The sequence below is a fragment of the Hydrogenophaga sp. YM1 genome (assembly GCF_016903055.1).
Lineage (GTDB): Bacteria > Pseudomonadota > Gammaproteobacteria > Burkholderiales > Burkholderiaceae_C > Hydrogenophaga > Hydrogenophaga borbori.
Map to the genome: position 1 here is coordinate 3,083,587 of NZ_CP070223.1, position 18,007 is coordinate 3,101,593.

Here is an 18,007-nt window from a genome sequence, read left to right on the forward strand (position 1 = left end):
CCGGTGCCCCCACGCCCCCTGCAGCCACCCCCGACCTGATGTCCAACGTCTTCAACTTCACCTTCGTCCCGTGGTTCCGCTCGGTCGCGCCGTACATCCACAAGCACCGAGGCAATACCCTGGTGGTGGGCATCGCGGGTGAGGCGATCGCGGCGGGCAAGCTGCAAAACCTGGCGCAGGACCTGGCACTGATCCAGAGCATGGGCGTGAAGATCGTGCTGGTGCACGGCTTCCGGCCGCAGGTGAACGAGCAGCTGCGCCTCAAGGGACACGAGGCGAAATACTCGCACGGCATGCGCATCACCGACGAGGTGGCGCTGGACTGCGCGCAGGAAGCCGCCGGCCAGCTGCGCTACGAGATCGAGGCCGCCTTCAGCCAGGGCCTGCCCAACACGCCCATGGCCGGCGCCACGGTGCGCATGATCTCGGGCAATTTCGTCACCGCTCGGCCCGTGGGCCTGATCGACGGCGTGGACTTCCTGCACTCGGGCCTGGTGCGCAAGATCGACACCGACGGCATCCAGCGCTCGCTGGACATGGGCGCCATGGTGCTGCTCTCGCCCTTCGGCTTCTCACCCACCGGCGAAGCCTTCAACCTCACCATGGAGGACGTGGCCACCTCCGTGGCGGTGTCGCTGCAGGCGGACAAGCTGATCTTCCTCACCGAGATTCCCGGCATCCGCGTGGACGCGGCCAACCCCGACAGCGAGATCGACACCGAGCTGCCCCTGGCCGACGCCAAGCGCCTGCTCGCCAGCCTGCCCAAGCCCGAGCGGCCCACCGACACCGCCTTCTACCTGCAGCACTGCATCCGCGCCTGCGAAGGCGGCGTCGAGCGCAGCCACATCCTGCCCTTCGCGGTAGACGGCTCGCTGCTGCTGGAGATCTACACGCACGACGGCATCGGCACCATGGTGGTGGACGAGAAGCTGGAGAGCGTGCGCGAGGCCTCGATCGACGACGTGGCGGGCATCGTGGCGCTGATCGAGCCGTACGAGAAGGACGGCACCCTGGTCAAGCGCGACCGCCACGAGATCGAGCGCGACGCCGGGCTCTACACCATCATCGAGCACGACGGCGTGATCTTCGGCTGCGCCGCGCTCTACCCCTACCCCGAGGAACGCACCGGCGAGATGGCCGCGCTCACGGTATCGGGGCAGTCACAGAGCCAGGGCGACGGCGAGCGCCTGCTCAAGCGCATCGAGGCGCGCGCGCGCGCCCAGGGGCTGCAGAGCATCTTCGTGCTCACCACGCGCACCATGCACTGGTTCATCAAGCGCGGCTTCGTGCAGGTCGGCGCCGACTGGCTGCCCGAGGCGCGCAAGCGCAAATACAACTGGGACCGGCGCAGCCAGGTGCTGGTGAAAAAGCTGGCCTGAACGCCGCTCAGGCCGCCGCGCGGCGGCGCGCCAGCAGCATCCACGCGGCCAGCCCCCCGAAGGCCACGAACCACAGGAAAGACCAGTTCGCGATCGTCAGACCGAGGAAGGTCCAGTCGACCTTGGCGCAGTCGCCGCTGCCGCGAAAGATCATGGGAATGGCGCGACCCAGCGGAAAGGCCTCGATCATCCCGAAGAAGTCGCGCCCGCAGGCCATGATCTCGGGCGGGTTCCACTGCAGCCAGCTCTGGCGCGCGGCGGTAAAGGCGCCGAAGGCCGCGAACAGGCCCATCAGCGACACACCGGAGGCGCGCGCCACCGGCGAACGCAGACAGGCCGCCACGCCCGCCAGCACCGCCACCAGGATCAGCGCGTAGCGCTGCACGATGCACATGGGGCAAGGCTCCAGCCCCACCACGTGCTGCAAATACATGCCGAAGGCCAGCAGGGCCACGCTGACCGCGGCGATGAGGGCGAGCACCCGTCGGGGACGCTGGCCGGGCAGCGCGAGCAAGCCGTTCATGCCGGCCTCAGCTCACGAAGGCGCGTTCGATGACGAACTCGCCCGGCGTGGTGGTGTTGCCTTCCTTGAAGCCCAGCTTCTCGCACAGGGCCTTGAGGTCGCGCAGCATTTCGGGGCTGCCGCAGATCATCACGCGGTCCTCGGCGGGGTTGAGCGGGGGCAGGCCCAGGTCCTTGGCGACCACCCCGTCGGCCAGCAGCTGCGGGATGCGGCCCTGGTGCATGAAGGGTTCGCGCGTGACCGTGGGGTAGTAGAGCAGTTTCTGTTTGACCATGTCGCCGAGGAATTCGTCCTGCTTGAGCTGCTCTGTGATGAGCTCGCGGTAGGCGAGTTCCTTGACCTGGCGCACGCCGTGGATCAGCACCACCTGTTCATAGCGCTCGTAGGTCTCGGGGTCGCGGATGATGCTCATGAACGGCGCCAGGCCGGTGCCCGTACCCAGCAGGTACAGGCGCTTGGCCGGCAGCAGGTAGTCGGTGAGCAGCGTGCCGGTGGGCTTGCGGCCCACGATGACGGTGTCGCCGGGCTGGATGTGCTGCAGGCGCGAGGTGAGCGGGCCATCCTGCACCTTGATGCTGAGGAACTCCAGGTGCTCCGCCCAGTTGGGGCTGACGATGCTGTAGGCGCGCAGCAGGGGCTTGCCGTCCACCCGCAGGCCGATCATCGTGAAATGGCCGTTGGAGAAGCGCAGCGAGGTGTCGCGCGTGGTGGTGAAGCTGAAGAGCCGGTCCGTCCAGTGGTGAACGCTCAGCACGCGCTCTTCGTTGAATGCACTCATGATGAAAGATGATCCCGGGAGAAAGACGGGTCGTTATTGTAGAAAGTGGCGCTGTCGCGGCGGCTTGGCCCGACCCTGACGGGATTGAGGCCGATCAAAGATTGCTACAGTGCGGGCCTCGCGATGGCCCGTGTCCGCTGGTCGCGCATCTTGCCGCAGCGGCGCGCGAAACCGAACGAATCGTTTATTCCATCCGATATAACTCCCTCGCATAAAGAGGGGCCCACGACAAGGATTCACCGATGGCACGAATGGTTCAATGCATCAAGCTCGGCAAGGAAGCCGAAGGCCTGGATTTCCCGCCCTACCCCGGCGAACTGGGCAAGAAGATTTTCGAGAACGTGAGCAAGGAGGCCTGGGCCGCCTGGCTCAAGCAGCAGACCATGCTGCTCAACGAGAACCGGCTCAACATGGCCGACGCCCGCGCCCGCCAGTACCTGGCGCGCCAGATGGAAAAGCACTTCTTCGGCGAAGGCGCTGACCAGGCCGCCGGCTACGTGCCGCCCAGCGCGTCCTGATGCCCGCCACTCCGGCACCCGCAGGCCCGCCGCGCGCGGGCCTCTTGCTTTGCGCATGCCAGCCCCTGACGAGACGCGCCGAGCGCTGGTGATCGGCGCCGGCCTGGCGGGCGCGGCGGTCACGGCCGCGCTGTGCCGGCGCGGTTGGCGGGTCACGCTGCTCGACGCCGCGGAGGGCCCGGCCCGCGCGGCCTCGGCCCTGCCGGTGGGCGTGCTGAGCCCGCACCTCACGCGCCAGCCCACACCGATGTCGCGCCTCACGGCCCTGGGCGTGCCCATCGCGCGGGCCGAGCTGGAGCGCCTGGTGGCCCCGGGCGCCGGCTGGCAGGCGGCGACGATCGACAACCGCGGCGCCCACGCCCCCGGCCAGCAGCCCGCCGCGCTGGTGCGCCCGGGCGCCTTGGTGCTGGCCTGGCTGGCCGAGGCCGGCGAGCGGCTGGACACCCGCTGGAATGCGCCCGTGGCGGGCCTGTCGCGCGGGACCGGCCAGTGGCAGGCGCTGGACCCCGCGGGCCGGGCCATCGCCGCCGCGCCGCACGCCGTGATCGCCGCCGCACTGGGCAGCCGCGATCTCGCGCCCGAGGTCGGCGGCGCCTGGCCGCTGGGCCCGGTGTTGGGCCAGATGAGCCTGGGCGCGCTGGACGGCGCGCCGCTGAGCGAGCGGCCGCAGCGCGACGACGGCGTCTTCGTGCCGGAGTACCGCGACAGCGGGCTGGCTCCGCGCTGGCCGGCGGCGATCTGGGCCATGGGCTCGACCTATGCGCGCGGCCGCACCGACACCGCCCTGAGCGATGCCGCCCACCGCGACAACGCCGCCCGGCTGCGCGCCCTGGCGCCCGCCGCCGCCGACCGGCTGGAGGACGGGCTCGCGCAAGGCCGTCTGCTGGGCTGGGCCGGCGTGCGCTGCGCCTCCATGGACCGACTGCCCCTGGTGGGCGCCGCGCCCGACCCGGCGGCCTGGGCCGCGCGCGACAGCGCGGGCCACGCGGCATCGGCCGTGCCCCGACTGCCCGGGCTTTGGTTGCTCACGGCCCTGGGTTCGCGCGGGCTGTCGCTGGCCGCGGCCTGCGGCCAGTGGCTGGCGGCCGAGATGGACGGCGAAGCGCCGGGCCTCGACGCCGAACTGCGCACCGCGATCGACCCCGCGCGCTTTGCCTGGCGGCGCGCGCGGCGCACCCGCGGCTGAGCCGCCGGCCGGCGCTCAGCCCCGGCTCAGAGCATTTCCAGGTAACGCGACACCACCGGCGGCTGCAGCGGCAGCGCCAGCAGGCCCGAAACGCCCAGGCGGCGCGTGTGCGCGCGCACCCGCCGCCGGTGCCACCAGCCCGTGAGGGGGCCGGCGAAGCGCTGCGCGTGCTCGCTGGTCGCCAGGGTCATGGCCTCGGGGTAGCGCTGGCGGAACAGCTGCATCAGGCCCCAGGCGTCGATGTGGTGGTCGTCGAGGTTGAACACCCCGCACAGGTAGTGGTGCTGGGCCATGCACTCGGCGGCGCGTTCGGTGCTCGGCGCCTCATCGATATAGGGCACGGCCGCCTGCGTCAGCCGCTCGCGCAGGTAGCCCGACTCGTTCGCCGCGATGCCCACCACCAGGGCCCGGCGCACCTCGACCAAGGGAAATTCGCCAAGCTCGATGTCCAGCGGCGCGGGCTGGGACACGTCCAGGTCCAGGAAACCGGAATCGCTCTGCGTGGCGGCGAAGGTGGTGTCCAGGTCGTGCAGCAGGTGGGCCCAGGCGATGGGCCGCGCCACGACCCGCCAGGCGTGCTCGGGCGCCTGCTCGCCCACCCAGATCAGCCGCTGACCGGGGCGCGGCGCGCGCGCATGCACCAACACGGCTTCGGCGCAGTCGCCATCCACCAGCAGCACGGGGGGCATTTCTTCCAGCAGGCCCGAGGCCGCCCGCCAGGGTCCGTAGGACACCTCGCGCTCACGCGAGAGCCGGAAAACGGTGTTCAACGCGTGGCGCTCCACGTCTGAGAAACCGATCACCTGAACCCGAACGACGCTCGTCATGTTGGGGGATGTTACTTCAGACAAATTGTGATAGCCAATTTTGCTCCATGGGCCACCAGGATTTGCTTATTTCAAATTGATATACAGGCATAAAAAAAAAGTAGTTCGTCGAATAAGGCCAACTTTCTACAGTGCCGGGCATCCCCACGAATCGCCGACCGCTCCGGTGGTCCCATCGCCCGATCCATGTACCGCCACGACACTTTCGACCGCCAGTTCGTGCAACAGCGCGCCGCCCAGTACCGCGACCAGCTGGAGCGCTGGCAGGCCGGCACCCTCTCCGACGACGCCTTCAAGCCGCTGCGCCTGCAGAACGGCTGGTACATCCAGCGCTTCGCGCCCATGCTGCGTGTGGCCGTGCCCTATGGGGAGATCAACAGCGAGCAGCTGCGCGTGCTGGCCCGCGTGGCGCGCGAGTTCGACCACAAGGAAGACAACGACATTTCCAAGGCCAACGCCGGCCTGTCCGACGTGCCGAGCCTGCCCGACCGCACGGCGCACTTCACCACGCGTTCCAACGTGCAGTTCAACTGGATTCCACTGGCGCGCTCGGCCGACGTGATGGAGCTGCTGGCCAGTGTGGGCCTGCACGGCATCCAGACCAGCGGCAACTGCATTCGCAACACCACCTCCGATGCCCTGGCCGGCATCGCCGTGGACGAGGTGGCCGACCCCCGGCCCTTCGCCGAGATCCTGCGCCAGTGGAGCACCCTGCACCACGAGTTCGCCTTCCTGCCGCGCAAGTTCAAGGTGGCCATCACCGGCGCCCGCGAAGACCGCGCCGCCACGCCCTGGCACGACGTGGGCCTGCGCCTGCTGCACAACGTCGACGGCGAGCTGGGCTTCCAGGTGCGCGTGGGCGGCGGCATGGGCCGCACGCCCATCATCGGCACCGTGCTGCGCGAGTTCCTGCCCTGGGACCAGATGCTCAACTACCTGGAAGCCGTGGTGCGCGCCTACAACCGCTTCGGCCGGCGCGACAACATGTACAAGGCGCGCATCAAGATCATCGTGAAGGCCGAGGGCCAGGCCTTCGCCGACCAGGTCGAGGCCGAGTACCGCGACATCCTCGAGCTGGACGGCGCGCCGCACACCATCACCGCCGCCGAGCTGGCCCGCGTCAGCGCCTTCTTCACGCCGCCCGCGCTGGCCTGCGACCGCAAGAGCGCCGACGCCAAGATCGCCCACATCCTCAAGGCCGCGGCCGAGGACGACCTGGAATTCAGCCGCTGGCTCACCCGCAACGTGGTGGCGCACAAGAACCCCGACCTGCGCGCGGTCACGCTCTCCTTCAAGCGCCTGGGCCAGTCGCCCGGCGACGCCACGGCCGAGCAGCTGGAGCGCGCGGCCGAGCTGGCCGACCGCTTCTCCGGCGGCGAGGCGCGTGTGACGCACACCCAGAACCTGCTGCTGCCCTGGGTGCGCTGCGACCAGTTGCCCGAGCTGTGGCGCGAGGCGCGCCGCCTGGGTCTGGCCAAGCCCAACATCGGCCTGCTCACCGACATGATCGCCTGCCCCGGCGGCGATTTCTGCGATCTCGCCAACGCGCGCTCGCTGCCCATCGCCCAGGCCGTGCTCGCGCGCTACGCCGACCTCGACGAGCTGCACGACATCGGCGAGATCGACCTGCACATGAGCGGCTGCATCAACAGCTGCGGCCACCACCACAGCGGCCACATCGGCGTGCTCGGCGTCGACAAGGACGGCCAGGAGTGGTACCAGGTGACGCTGGGCGGCTCCGACGGCAAGCGCCTGTCGGGCGAGGCCACGCCGGGCAAGGTCATCGGCCCGTCCTTCGCGGCCAACGAGGTGCCCGAGGTCATCGAGGCCCTGCTCGACACCTACCGCGCCCAGCGCGAGGACGGCGAACCTTTCATCGCCACCCTGCGCCGGATCGGCCTCGACCCGTTCAAGCAGGCCGCCAACGCCGTGCGCAGCACCACCGCGCGTCCCGTCGACGCCGCCACTGTCTGAACCAGGAGCCGAACATGAGCATCCAGCTGCTGCGCGCCGACACCTTCAGCCCCCCCGAAACCGAGGCCGAACGCCGCGTGCTGGCCAACACCGACGACCCACGCGAGGCCGACCTGAGCGGTGTGCGCGTGGTCGAACTGCAGTTCCCCAAGTTCAGCGACGGCCGCGCCTTCAGCCAGGCCTTCCTGCTGCGCCGTCGCCTGGGCTTCACCGGCGACATCCGCGCCACCGGCGAGGTGCTGATCGACCAGCTGCTGCAGATGCAGCGCAGCGGCTTCAGCCAGGCCGTGCTCAAGGCCGACCAGGACCTGGCGCACGCCGAGCGCCTGCTGCGGCACTACGGCGGCTTCTACCAGGGCGACGCGTTGCAGCCGCAGCCGCGCTTCGCGAACGCCTGAGGACCTGCCATGAGCGCCATCGATCTCTACAACCACCCCTCGGCCGACTTCGCGGCCAAGGTGGAGCGCGCCCTCGCGCTGCTGCGCGAGCAGGCCTCCGCGCACCCACGCCTCACGCAGGCGTCCAGCCTGGGCGCCGAGGACATGGTCGTCACCCACCTGGTCCACCTCGCCGGCGTCGAGGCCAGCGTCTTCGTCCTGGAGACCGGCAAGCTGCACGCCGAAACCCTGGCCATGATCCCCAAGATCGAACGCCGCTACGCCACCAGCGTGCGCGTGTTCCGGCCCAGGCACGAATCGGTGGTGCACTTCGTGCGCCGCCATGGCGAGGACGCCATGTACCGCAGCATCGAGCTGCGCAAGGCCTGCTGCGACGTGCGCAAGATGGAGCCGCTGTCGCGCGCCCTGGCCGGGCACGACGGCTGGATCACCGGCCTGCGGCGCGAGCAGTCGAACGCGCGCGCCGAGGTTGGCGAAGTGATCCAGGAACCCGAGCGCGTGAAGATCAGCCCGCTGGTGGACTGGACCTGGGGCGACGTGTGGCATTTCATCGCCTTGCACGGCCTGGACACCAACGAACTGCACGACCGCTTCTTCCCCAGCATCGGCTGCGAGCCCTGCACCCGCGCCATCAGCGTGGGCGAGGACTTCCGCGCCGGCCGCTGGTGGTGGGAGCAGGAAAGCGCCAAGGAATGCGGGTTGCACGTGCCGCCCGCCGCCTCCTCTCTCGATCGGACCCCCGCATGAACGCCCGCCCAGACCCCGCCGTGATCGAAGCCGCCCTGCTGCACGACAGCGGCCACCAGCTCAGCAACGCCCACCTGGACGCGCTGGAAGAGGAAACCATCTTCATCCTGCGCGAGGTGGCCGGCGCCTTCGAGCGCCCCGCCCTGCTCTTCTCGGGCGGCAAGGACTCGCTGGTCATGCTCAAGTGCGCCGAGAAGGCCTTCGGCGCCGGCCGCATTCCCTACCCGCTGCTGATGATCGACACCGGCCACAACTTTCCCGAAGTGACGGATTTCCGCGACCAGCGCGCGAAAGAACTCGGCGCCGAGCTGATCGTTCGCAGCGTGGAAGACTCCATGGCGCGCGGCACCGTGCGCCTGGCCCACCCGGGCGAGAGCCGCAACGTGCACCAATCGGTCACGCTGCTGGAGGCCATCGAGGAGTTCCGTTTCGACGCCCTGATCGGTGGCGCGCGGCGCGACGAAGAAAAGGCGCGCGCCAAGGAGCGCATCTTTTCGCACCGCGACGGCTTCGGCCAGTGGCAGCCCAAGGCCCAGCGCCCCGAGCTCTGGACCCTGTTCAACACCCGCCTGCAGCCCGGCGAGCACTTCCGCGTGTTCCCCATCAGCAACTGGACCGAGCTCGACGTCTGGCAGTACATCGCGCGCGAGGACATCGGCCTGCCCTCCATCTACTACACCCACCCGCGCGAGGTGGTGGACCGCCGCGGCCTGCTGGTGCCGGTGACCGAGCTCACCCCGCCGCGCGAAGGCGAGCGGGTGGAACGGCGCGACGTGCGCTTTCGCACCGTGGGCGACATCACCTGCACCTGCCCCGTGGAAAGCACGGCCGCCACGCCGCAGCAGATCGTGATCGAGACCCTGGCCGCCGAGGTCAGCGAGCGTGGCGCCACCCGCATGGACGACAAGACCAGCGACGCTTCCATGGAGCGCCGCAAGAAAGAGGGTTACTTCTGATGAGCACCGCCACCTCGCAAGACACCCGCGCCGCGCTGCGCCTGATCACCTGCGGCAGCGTCGACGACGGCAAGAGCACGCTCATCGGCCGCCTGCTGGTCGACAGCAAGGCCGTGCTGCAGGACCACCTGGCCGGCGTGCAGCGCCAGGGCCAGACCGACCTGGCCCTGCTCACCGACGGCCTGTCGGCCGAGCGCGAGCAAGGCATCACCATCGACGTGGCCTACCGCTACTTCAGCACCGAGCAGCGCAAGTTCATCATCGGCGACGCCCCGGGCCACGAGCAGTACACGCGCAACATGGTCACCGCCGCCAGCAGCGCCGACGCCGCCGTGGTGCTGGTCGACGCCACCAAGCTCGACTGGCGCGACCCCGCCCTGGCCCTGCTGCCGCAGACGCGCCGCCACAGCCTGCTGGTCAAGCTGCTGCGCGTGCCCTCGGTGGTGTTCGCGGTGAACAAGCTCGACGCGGTGGACGACGGAGCCACCGCCTACACCCACATCAAGGCCGCGCTGTACGCCTTTGCCCAGCAGGCCGGGCTCGACGTGACGGCCGTGGTGCCGGTGTCCGCCCTGAACGGTTGGAACGTGGTGGACGAGGCAGCGAAAGCCGGCTGGTGCGGCTACCACGGCCCCACGCTGCTGGAAATCCTGGAGCACCTGCCGGTAACGGAACCCGACGCCGAGCTGCCGCTGGCCTTCCCGGTGCAGTGGGTGGAGAAGTTCTCGTCCTCGTCCGACACCTCCCAGGGCCGGCGCGTGTTCTGGGGCCGCGTGGCGGCCGGGCAGTTGCGCCCGGGCCAGGCCGTGCGCGTGGCGCCCCGGGGCCAGAGCGCCGTGGTGGCGCAGGTGCTCGACCATGTGCGCCGGCCCGGCGAGGTGTCCGCCGGTCACAGCGCGGGCATCGTGCTCGACCGCGAGCTCGACGTCTCGCGCGGCGACTGGCTGCTCGGGGTGGACGACGCGGACGCCTCGCTCGACGCGCAGCGCGAGATCGCCGCCACCGTCGCCTGGCTGGACGACGAGCCCCTGGTGCCGGGCCGCGTCTACTGGGCCTTGCACGGCCACCGCTGGGTCAAGGCCAAGGTCAAGCGCATCGCGCACCAGCTCGACATCCACACCCTGGCCGAACATGACGCCCGCGAACTGCCGCCCAACGCCATCGGCCACATCGAACTCGCGCTGCAGGAGCCGCTGGCCACGCGGCCGTTCGCCGAATCGCGCGCCCTGGGCTCGCTGGTGCTGGTGGACACCGCCAGCCACCGCACGGCCGGCGCCGTGCTCGTGCGCTGAATAACCCCACAGACACCGACCGGGAAGCCACCAAGGGCAAGCCCGGCCGGTCGGGTGCGGCACCGTAAAATCACCGCTTTCCGTCTGCCCGATCCGCCACCATGACCCACGTCGTCACCGAAGCCTGCATCCGCTGCAAGTACACCGATTGCGTCGATGTCTGCCCCGTGGACTGCTTCCGCGAAGGCCCGAACTTCCTCACCATCGACCCCGACGAGTGCATCGACTGCGCGGTCTGCATCCCCGAATGCCCGGTGAGCGCCATCTACGCCGAGGAAGACCTGCCCAAGGACCAGCTGCACATGACGGCGCTCAACGCCGAGCTGGCCCGCCTGCCCACCTGGAAGAGCATCACCAAGCGCAAGGCCGCGCTGCCCGACGCCGAAGAGTGGAAGGACAAGACCGGCAAGCTCGACCAGCTGATCCGCTGAGTCCATGAGCGCCGCCCGGCCGCCCGAAGGCGCTCGCGCCGCAGCGCGCCGAGCAAAGGTTTTCCAGTGACCCCTACCGCGCCGATCGAGACCGACGCGCTGGTCATCGGCGCCGGCCCCGTGGGGCTGTGGCAGGTCTTCCAGCTCGGCCTGCAGGACATCCGGGCGCAGGTGGTCGACGCCCTGCCCCACGCCGGCGGTCAGCCCGCCGAGCTCTACCCCGACAAGCCCATCTACGACATCCCCGGCCTGCCCGTGTGCAGCGGCCGGGAACTGGTCGATCGGCTGCTGCTGCAGGTCAAGCCCTTCCAGCCCCGGCTCCACCTCGACCAATCGGTGAGCGCGCTCGCGCGCGAGGCCGATGGCCGCTGGGCCGTTCGCACCAGCGCGGGCCAGGGCTTCCTCGCGCGCCTGGTGTTCATCGCCGCGGGCGTGGGCGCCTTCCAGCCCAAGCGCCTGAAGCTCGACGGCATCGAGGCCCTGGAAGGCCAGCAGGTGCACCACCGCTTCGACGCCACCCGCGACTGGCGCGGCCAGCACGTGGTGGTGCACGGCGGCGACGCGCTCGCGATCGACTGGGCGCTGCGCCTGCTCGACAGCGCCCAGCCCCCCGCGGGCCTGAGCCTGCTGCACCGGCGCGAGGTGCTGCAAGCCGACGACGAGGCCGCGCTCGCGCGCGTGCAAGACGCCATCGCCTCGGGCCGCGTGAGGCTGGTGGTCGGCCAGCCCCTGGGGCTGGACCTGGAAGCCGCGCGGCTGCGCGGCCTGCAGTTGCTCGATCCCCAAGGCCAGACCCAGACCCTGGCGCTGGACCAATTGATCGTCGCCCTCGGCCTGTCGCCGCGCCTGGGGCCCATCGCCGACTGGGGCCTGGCCATGGAGCGCAAGCAGATCGTGGTGAACCCCGAAAGCTTCGAGACCAGCGAAGCCGGCCTGTACGCGGTGGGCGACATCAACACCTACCCGGGCAAGAAAAAACTCATCCTCTGCGGCTTCCACGAAGCCACGCTGGCCGCCTTCGCCGCCGCCGCGCGCCTGCGCCCCGAGGAGCGCGTACCGCTGCAATACACCACCACCAGCCCCCGCCTGCACCGGCTGCTCGGCGTGGCCCCCGAGGCAGAACGCTGACTTTCTTCGGGCCCGCCCGGAAACGCTTCAAAACAACGCTATAATTTGAGGCTGTTCCCTGATAGCTCAGTCGGTAGAGCGACGGACTGTTAATCCGCAGGTCCCTGGTTCGAGTCCAGGTCGGGGAGCCACCCAACACCCGCACAACGGCCTTCTCGCGAAGGCCGTTGTCGTTTTTGCGCCTTCGTCTTCACGCACGCCATGCAACGCCTGATCGCCGTGGGGTTCTGGTGCAGCCTGCTCGGCCTCACCATCGCCTCGCTGGTGCCGGTCGAACTGCTGCCGCCGCAGGCCATGAACATCTGGGACAAGGCGCAGCACGCCCTGGGCTTCGCCTGGCTGGCGCTGTGGGGACTGCTGGCCTACCCGCGCCGGGCCGGCGCGGTGGTGGCGGGGCTCATCCTGTGGGGTGGTCTGATCGAACTCATGCAACTGGCCGCGGGCTGGCGCTACGGTGAATGGATCGATTGGCTGGCCGACGCCATCGGTGTGCTGACCGTGTGGCTGCCCTGGCGCCTGCTGCCGGGACGCCTGACCGGTCGCGTTTTGCCCGCGCGCACTTGATGCCGCGGGGGCGCCGCGCACAATAGCGGCCATACCTCTCGCGCCATGACCCAGACGCCCCCGACCCGACCGCTGCCCTGGCTGGAGCCGGGGGAGCCCTTCCCGCCGGTGGAACAGGCCTGGGGCCCGCACGACCCCGCCCCCGGCCTGTTGGCCGCCGGCGGCGTGCTGGACGTGCCCACGCTCGTGGCCGCCTATTCGCGCGGCATCTTTCCCTGGTACAGCTCGGGCCAGCCCATCCTGTGGTGGAGCACCGATCCGCGCATGGTGCTGTCGCCGACCGAGTTCCGGCTGCACCGTTCGCTGCGCAAGACCATCCAGAAGCTGCTGAACGCCCAGCGGCTGGAGCTGCGCATCGACCACGACTTCGAGCGCGTGATCCTGGCCTGCGCCCAGACCCCGCGCGACGGCCAGAGCGGCACCTGGATACTGCCGGCCATGGTGCAGGCCTATACGCGCCTGCACCGCGCCGGCATGGCCCATTCGGTGGAAACCTGGATCGACGGCGAGCTGGCCGGCGGCCTGTACGTGGTCAACCTCGGTGCCATGGTGTTTGGCGAATCCATGTTCAGCCGGCGCAGCGACGCCTCCAAGATCGCCCTGGCGGGCCTGATGGCGCTGTGCCGGCGGCACGGCATCACGCTGGTGGATTGCCAGCAAAACACCGCCCACCTGGCCTCCATGGGCGGGCGGCTGATGCCGCGCGATCCCTTCGTGCAGCACGTGCGCCTGGCGCTGCTGCAGCCCGCGCCCCGATGGGAATTCCGGCCCGTATACTGGCGCGAGCACCTTTCCATCGGCGACGAACGCGCGTGACGCACCTCAAGGACCTCCCGCTCCAGGCGCTGCAGTTCTACGCCACCGCGCCCTATCCCTGCAGCTACCTGGCGGGACGGCAGGCGCGCTCCCAGGTGGCCACGCCCAGCCACCTCATCCACAACGACGCCTATTCCGATCTGGTCACGCACGGCTTTCGTCGCAGTGGCATGTTCACCTACCGCCCTTACTGCGACGGCTGCAGCGCCTGCGTGCCGCTGCGCGTGCCGGTGGCGGGCTTCCAACCCAACCGCAGCCAACGGCGCAGCCAGCGCCAGCACAGTGGGCTCATCACCCGTGTGCTCAAGCTGTGCTTCATGCCCGAGCACTACCAGCTGTACCTGCGTTACCAGAACAGCCGCCACGCGGGCGGCGGCATGGACCACGACAGCGTGGACCAGTACACCCAATTCCTGCTGCAAAGCCGCGTCAACTCGCGCCTGGTGGAGTTCCATGAACCCGACGCCCAGGGCCGGCCGGCGCGGCTCAAGATGGTCTCGATCATCGACGTGCTCAACGACGGCCTCTCCGCGGTCTACACCTTCTACGAGCCCGACGAGCGCTGCAGCTACGGCACCTACAGCGTGCTCTGGCAGATCGAGCAGGCGCGGGCGCTCGAGCTGCCCCACGTCTACCTGGGCTACTGGATCGCCCAGAGCCCCAAGATGAACTACAAGGCCAGCTTCCGCCCGCACGAGGTCCTGGTGGACGGCCGCTGGACCGCGGCCGACGCCTGATTCGATCCCACCGCAGGGTTTTTCACCGATGCTGCGGTGCGGCGATTTCATCTTGTAAGATGGGGTTTGCACATCCGACCATGAGCAAACGATCCGACTCCCCCCCCACCGCCCCCACCGTTCAGGTGCTGGAGCGCATGTTCAACCTGCTGGAGGTGCTGGCCTCGCGCGAGGAGGCGGTCTCGCTGAAGGAAATCAGCGAGAAGACCGGCCTGCATCCCTCCACGGCGCACCGCATCCTCAATGACCTGACCATCGGCCGCTTCGTCGACCGCCCCGAGGCGGGCAGCTACCGGCTGGGCATGCGCTTGCTGGAGCTCGGCAACCTGGTCAAGGCCCGGCTGAGCGTGCGCGACGCCGCCCTCGGGCCCATGCGCGAGCTGCACAAGCAGATTCAGCAGCCGGTGAACCTCAGCGTGCGCCAGGGCGATGAGATCGTCTATGTGGAGCGCGCCTACAGCGAGCGCTCGGGCATGCAGGTGGTGCGTGCCATCGGAGGCCGTGCGCCGCTGCACCTCACCTCGGTGGGCAAGCTTTTCCTGGCCGACGACGACCCCACGCGCGTGCGCGCCTACGCCACCCGCACCGGCCTGGCCGGCAATACACGCAACAGCTTCACCCAGCTGCCGGCACTGGAGCGTGAACTCGCGCAATGCCGCCAGGCTGGCGTGGCGCGCGACAACGAGGAACTGGAGATGGGCGTGCGCTGCATGGCCGCCGGCATCTACGACGACCAGCGCAAGCTGGTGGCGGGTTTGTCGATCTCGGCGCCGGCCGATCGCATCGACGAAGGCTGGCTGCCCCGCCTCAAGGCCACGGCGGCCGAGATCTCGGCCGCGCTGGGCTTTCCGGCCAGCCGCTGACGCGCCGGCCTTGCCCGGGCATCAGCCCTGGGGACGCACCTTGCTGGCGAGCAATTCGCCCTGGTGCTCCACCCAACGGCGCACGCGCTCGGCGTCCTGCACGCGGCCCAGCTTGCCACTCGCGTCAAGGAACACCATGATCAGTTGGCGGCCGGCCACGCGGGCCTGCATCACCAAGCAGCGACCCGCTTCGGAGATGTAGCCGGTCTTCTGCAGGCCGATGTCCCACTCGGGGTTCTTCACCAGGCGGTTGGAGTTGTTGTACTGCAGCGTGCGGCGGCCCACGTCCACTTCATAACCCGGCGACGTGGACAGGTCGCGCAGCATGGGGCGTTCATAGGCGGTCGACACCAGAGTGGCCAGATCGCGGGCGCTCGAGCGGTTGTCGCTGGACAGCCCCGTGGGCTCCACGTAGCGCGTGTCGTGCATGCCCAGCTCGGCGGCCTTGGCGTTCATGCGGCGCACGAACACATCGAGGCCACCGGGATAGGTGCGGCCCAGCGCATGCGCCGCGCGGTTCTCGCTCGACATCAGCGCCAGGTGCATCAACTCGCCGCGCGTCAGCTGGGTGCCCACGGCCAGGCGCGAGCGGCTTCCCTTGAGGGTGTCGACGTCCTCGCTGGTGATGGTGATCACCTCGTTCATGTTCAGGCCCGCCTCCACGACGACCAGGCCGGTCATGAGCTTGGTGAGCGAGGCGATGGGCAGCACGGCCGAATCGTTCTTCGAGAACAGCACCTCATTGGTCTGCTGGTCCACGACCAGGGCCACGCTGGAATTCAGGTCCAACGCGTCGTCCATGCCATGCAGGCCGAGGCGCTGGCCCACCGACACCACCGGTGGCGTGGCCACGCGTACCACGCTGGGTTTGGCGCTGATGGCACGGGGCTTGGACGCGGGCGCTGCCTTGACCAGCGTGAGCTTGCGCGAAGCGATGCTTTGCTTGCGCTTGGCGGTGGTGGTCTTGGTGACCTTCTTGGTGGGGCGGCTGGCCACCTTGGGCTTGCTGGCCTTCTTGACCGGGGCCTTGGCAGCCTTGCTCGTCTTGCTGGTCTTGGCCGAGGAACCGGAGGCCGCTTGCGCCACACCCGTCGGCCCGAGCGCCCCGATCAACGCAACCGCCATAGCAGCAATCAGCGATTTCAGGGCGATCGGACGGAACAACATGACTCAACTCCAGCAAGACGGGACCAGCGCTGGGGCGGAGTATAGGGAGTCAGAAAAAAATCAGCAATATCAAAAGCTTGGACGGTGGTCTTAAGTGATCGGTGGAATAGACGCGCGTTTGGAGGTCAATTTCCACCGATCAATAAGGAAGTTCTACAAGTCGTTGAAACGTTTGAACTTTATCCCTGTGCCGCCACCCGGTCGGCCTTGCTGTGCAGTTTGTTGAGTGCGCTCAGGTAGGCCTTGGCCGATGCGACCACGATGTCCGGGTCCGCGCCCACGCCGTTGACCACGCGGCCACCATGCTGCAGCCGCACGGTGACCTCGCCCTGACTTTCGGTGGAGCCGCTGGTGATGGCGTTTACCGAATACAGCAGCAACTCGGCGCCACTCTTGACGTGCTGCTCGATCGCCTTGAGCGAGGCATCGACCGGGCCGTTGCCGTCGCTGTCGCCGCGCAGTTCCTTGCCATCCACGGTGAACACCACGCTGGCGTGCGGACGCTCGCCGGTCTCACTGCGCTGGGCCAGCGAAACGAAGCCGTACTGCTCCTTCTCGGCGGTGACGCTCTCGTCGCTCGCCAGGGCCAGGATGTCCTCGTCGAAGATCTCGGCCTTGCGGTCGGCCAATTCCTTGAACTTGGCGAAGGCCGTGTTGATCTCGGCCTCGGACGCCATCTCGATGCCCAGCTCCTGCAGGCGCTGCTTGAAGGCGTTGCGGCCCGAGAGCTTGCCCAGCACGATCTTGTTGGCGCTCCAACCCACGTCCTCGGCGCGCATGATCTCGTAGGTGTCGCGCGCCTTGAGCACGCCGTCCTGGTGGATGCCGCTGGCGTGCGCGAAGGCGTTGGCGCCCACCACGGCCTTGTTGGGCTGCACCACGAAGCCGGTGGTCTGGCTCACCATGCGACTGGCGGGCACGATCTGAGTGGTGTCGATGGCCACGTCGAGGCCGAAGTAATCGCGGCGCGTGCGCACCGCCATCACGATCTCCTCCAGCGAGCAGTTGCCCGCGCGCTCGCCCAGGCCGTTGATGGTGCATTCCACCTGGCGCGCGCCCCCGATCTTCACGCCCGCGAGCGAGTTGGCCACGGCCATGCCCAGGTCGTTGTGGCAGTGCACGCTCCAGATCGCCTTGTCCGAGTTGGGAATCTTCTCGCGCAGCGTGCGGATGAAATGGCCATAGAGCTCGGGCACCGCGTAGCCCACGGTATCGGGGATGTTGAGCGTGGTCGCGCCTTCCTTGATCACGGTCTCGAGCACGCGGCAGAGAAAGTCCACGTCGCTGCGATAACCGTCCTCGGGGCTGAACTCGATGTCCTGCACCAGATTGCGCGCGAAACGCACCGACTGCTTCGCCTGCTCCAGCACCTGCTCGGGCGTCATGCGCAGCTTCTTCTCCATGTGCAGCGCGCTGGTGGCGATAAAGGTGTGGATGCGCGCGCGGCTGGCGCCCTTGAGCGCCTCGGCCGCGCGCGCGATGTCGCGGTCGTTCGCCCGCGCCAGCGAGCACACCGTAGAGTCTTTGATGTGGTCGGCGATGGCCTTCACAGACTCGAAGTCCCCGTTGGAGCTGGCCGCAAAGCCGGCCTCGATCACGTCGACTTTCAGGCGCTCGAGCTGGCGCGCGATGCGCAGCTTCTCGTCCTTGGTCATGGACGCGCCGGGTGATTGCTCGCCATCGCGCAGGGTGGTGTCGAAAATGATCAGCTGTTCGCTCATGG

The 18,007-nt window shown here is 69.0% G+C and carries 19 protein-coding genes and 1 tRNA gene; 15 read left to right on the plus strand and 5 right to left on the minus strand.

Features of this window, described 5'->3' with window-relative positions; genetic code table 11:
- The first annotated feature begins 38 nt into the window (after nucleotides 1–38).
- Nucleotides 39–1,379 carry an amino-acid N-acetyltransferase gene (argA, locus tag JNX00_RS14475; RefSeq protein WP_070399899.1) on the plus strand — a complete coding sequence of 447 codons (1,341 nt, stop codon included), beginning with the start codon at nucleotides 39–41 and terminating at the stop codon, nucleotides 1,377–1,379.
- 7 nt (nucleotides 1,380–1,386) lie between these two features.
- On the opposite strand, the gene JNX00_RS14480 is transcribed toward argA, so the two are convergent.
- Both JNX00_RS14480 and JNX00_RS14485 read right to left on the minus strand, forming a co-directional pair.
- The gene (locus tag JNX00_RS14480; RefSeq protein ID WP_070399898.1) at nucleotides 1,387–1,902 is read right to left on the minus strand and encodes a disulfide bond formation protein B; all 516 of its coding nucleotides are present in this window, start codon (nucleotides 1,900–1,902) and stop codon (nucleotides 1,387–1,389) included.
- Nucleotides 1,903–1,909: 7 nt separating this feature from the next.
- Nucleotides 1,910–2,680: a ferredoxin--NADP reductase gene (locus tag JNX00_RS14485; protein ID WP_070399897.1), complete on the minus strand. Its 771-nt coding sequence runs from the start codon at nucleotides 2,678–2,680 to the stop codon at nucleotides 1,910–1,912.
- A 242-nt stretch (nucleotides 2,681–2,922) separates the two neighbouring features.
- On the opposite strand from JNX00_RS14485, the gene JNX00_RS14490 reads away from it, so the two are divergent.
- Together JNX00_RS14490 and JNX00_RS14495 are read left to right on the plus strand one after the other, a co-directional pair.
- Nucleotides 2,923–3,198, plus strand: a complete 276-nt coding sequence (locus JNX00_RS14490) for an oxidative damage protection protein (protein ID WP_070399896.1) — start codon at nucleotides 2,923–2,925, stop codon at nucleotides 3,196–3,198.
- Nucleotides 3,199–3,253: 55 nt separating this feature from the next.
- Nucleotides 3,254–4,384, plus strand: a complete 1,131-nt coding sequence (locus tag JNX00_RS14495) for an FAD-dependent oxidoreductase (RefSeq protein ID WP_204742708.1) — start codon at nucleotides 3,254–3,256, stop codon at nucleotides 4,382–4,384.
- 26 nt (nucleotides 4,385–4,410) lie between these two features.
- Here JNX00_RS14495 and JNX00_RS14500 read toward each other — a convergent pair whose 3' ends face one another.
- The gene (locus tag JNX00_RS14500) at nucleotides 4,411–5,211 is read right to left on the minus strand and encodes a hypothetical protein (RefSeq protein WP_139147077.1); all 801 of its coding nucleotides are present in this window, start codon (nucleotides 5,209–5,211) and stop codon (nucleotides 4,411–4,413) included.
- Nucleotides 5,212–5,397: 186 nt separating this feature from the next.
- Between JNX00_RS14500 and JNX00_RS14505 the strand changes: the two genes are divergently transcribed.
- The 12 genes from JNX00_RS14505 (at nucleotide 5,398) to JNX00_RS14560 (ending at nucleotide 15,117) form a co-directional block, all read left to right on the plus strand.
- Nucleotides 5,398–7,185, plus strand: a complete 1,788-nt coding sequence (locus JNX00_RS14505) for a nitrite/sulfite reductase (protein WP_204742709.1) — start codon at nucleotides 5,398–5,400, stop codon at nucleotides 7,183–7,185.
- A gap of 14 nt (nucleotides 7,186–7,199) precedes the next feature.
- Nucleotides 7,200–7,583, plus strand: coding sequence for a DUF934 domain-containing protein (locus JNX00_RS14510; protein WP_070399892.1), 384 nt, complete (start codon nucleotides 7,200–7,202; stop codon nucleotides 7,581–7,583).
- A gap of 9 nt (nucleotides 7,584–7,592) precedes the next feature.
- Complete coding sequence (locus JNX00_RS14515; protein ID WP_204742710.1) at nucleotides 7,593–8,330, plus strand: phosphoadenylyl-sulfate reductase; 738 nt, start codon at nucleotides 7,593–7,595, stop codon at nucleotides 8,328–8,330.
- Nucleotides 8,327–9,286: a sulfate adenylyltransferase subunit CysD gene (cysD, locus tag JNX00_RS14520; RefSeq protein ID WP_204742711.1), complete on the plus strand. Its 960-nt coding sequence runs from the start codon at nucleotides 8,327–8,329 to the stop codon at nucleotides 9,284–9,286. The genes JNX00_RS14515 and cysD overlap by 4 nt, the downstream gene beginning before the upstream one ends.
- Complete coding sequence (locus JNX00_RS14525; RefSeq protein ID WP_204742712.1) at nucleotides 9,286–10,578, plus strand: GTP-binding protein; 1,293 nt, start codon at nucleotides 9,286–9,288, stop codon at nucleotides 10,576–10,578. The genes cysD and JNX00_RS14525 overlap by 1 nt, the downstream gene beginning before the upstream one ends.
- Nucleotides 10,579–10,679: 101 nt before the next feature.
- Complete coding sequence (fdxA, locus tag JNX00_RS14530) at nucleotides 10,680–11,009, plus strand: ferredoxin FdxA (RefSeq protein ID WP_070399888.1); 330 nt, start codon at nucleotides 10,680–10,682, stop codon at nucleotides 11,007–11,009.
- Nucleotides 11,010–11,075: 66 nt separating this feature from the next.
- Nucleotides 11,076–12,137 carry an NAD(P)/FAD-dependent oxidoreductase gene (locus JNX00_RS14535; protein ID WP_204742713.1) on the plus strand — a complete coding sequence of 354 codons (1,062 nt, stop codon included), beginning with the start codon at nucleotides 11,076–11,078 and terminating at the stop codon, nucleotides 12,135–12,137.
- A 55-nt stretch (nucleotides 12,138–12,192) separates the two neighbouring features.
- Nucleotides 12,193–12,268, plus strand: a tRNA-Asn gene (locus JNX00_RS14540).
- Nucleotides 12,269–12,338: 70 nt separating this feature from the next.
- Complete coding sequence (locus tag JNX00_RS14545; RefSeq protein WP_070399886.1) at nucleotides 12,339–12,701, plus strand: VanZ family protein; 363 nt, start codon at nucleotides 12,339–12,341, stop codon at nucleotides 12,699–12,701.
- A gap of 45 nt (nucleotides 12,702–12,746) precedes the next feature.
- Nucleotides 12,747–13,517 carry a leucyl/phenylalanyl-tRNA--protein transferase gene (aat, locus tag JNX00_RS14550; RefSeq protein WP_070399885.1) on the plus strand — a complete coding sequence of 257 codons (771 nt, stop codon included), beginning with the start codon at nucleotides 12,747–12,749 and terminating at the stop codon, nucleotides 13,515–13,517.
- On the plus strand, nucleotides 13,514–14,254 hold the full coding sequence (locus JNX00_RS14555; RefSeq protein WP_204742714.1) for an arginyltransferase: 741 nt from the start codon (nucleotides 13,514–13,516) through the stop codon (nucleotides 14,252–14,254). Before aat ends, JNX00_RS14555 begins: the two co-directional genes overlap by 4 nt.
- 80 nt (nucleotides 14,255–14,334) lie before the next feature.
- Nucleotides 14,335–15,117 (plus strand): IclR family transcriptional regulator, encoded by a 783-nt coding sequence (locus tag JNX00_RS14560; RefSeq protein WP_070399883.1) that lies wholly within the window; start codon nucleotides 14,335–14,337, stop codon nucleotides 15,115–15,117.
- A 21-nt stretch (nucleotides 15,118–15,138) separates the two neighbouring features.
- Here the strand turns inward: JNX00_RS14560 and JNX00_RS14565 are convergent, their stop codons facing one another.
- The gene (locus JNX00_RS14565) at nucleotides 15,139–16,284 is read right to left on the minus strand and encodes a serine hydrolase (protein WP_239478149.1); all 1,146 of its coding nucleotides are present in this window, start codon (nucleotides 16,282–16,284) and stop codon (nucleotides 15,139–15,141) included.
- A gap of 179 nt (nucleotides 16,285–16,463) precedes the next feature.
- Nucleotides 16,464–18,005 carry a 2-isopropylmalate synthase gene (locus JNX00_RS14570; RefSeq protein ID WP_204742715.1) on the minus strand — a complete coding sequence of 514 codons (1,542 nt, stop codon included), beginning with the start codon at nucleotides 18,003–18,005 and terminating at the stop codon, nucleotides 16,464–16,466.
- Nucleotides 18,006–18,007: the final 2 nt, after the last annotated feature.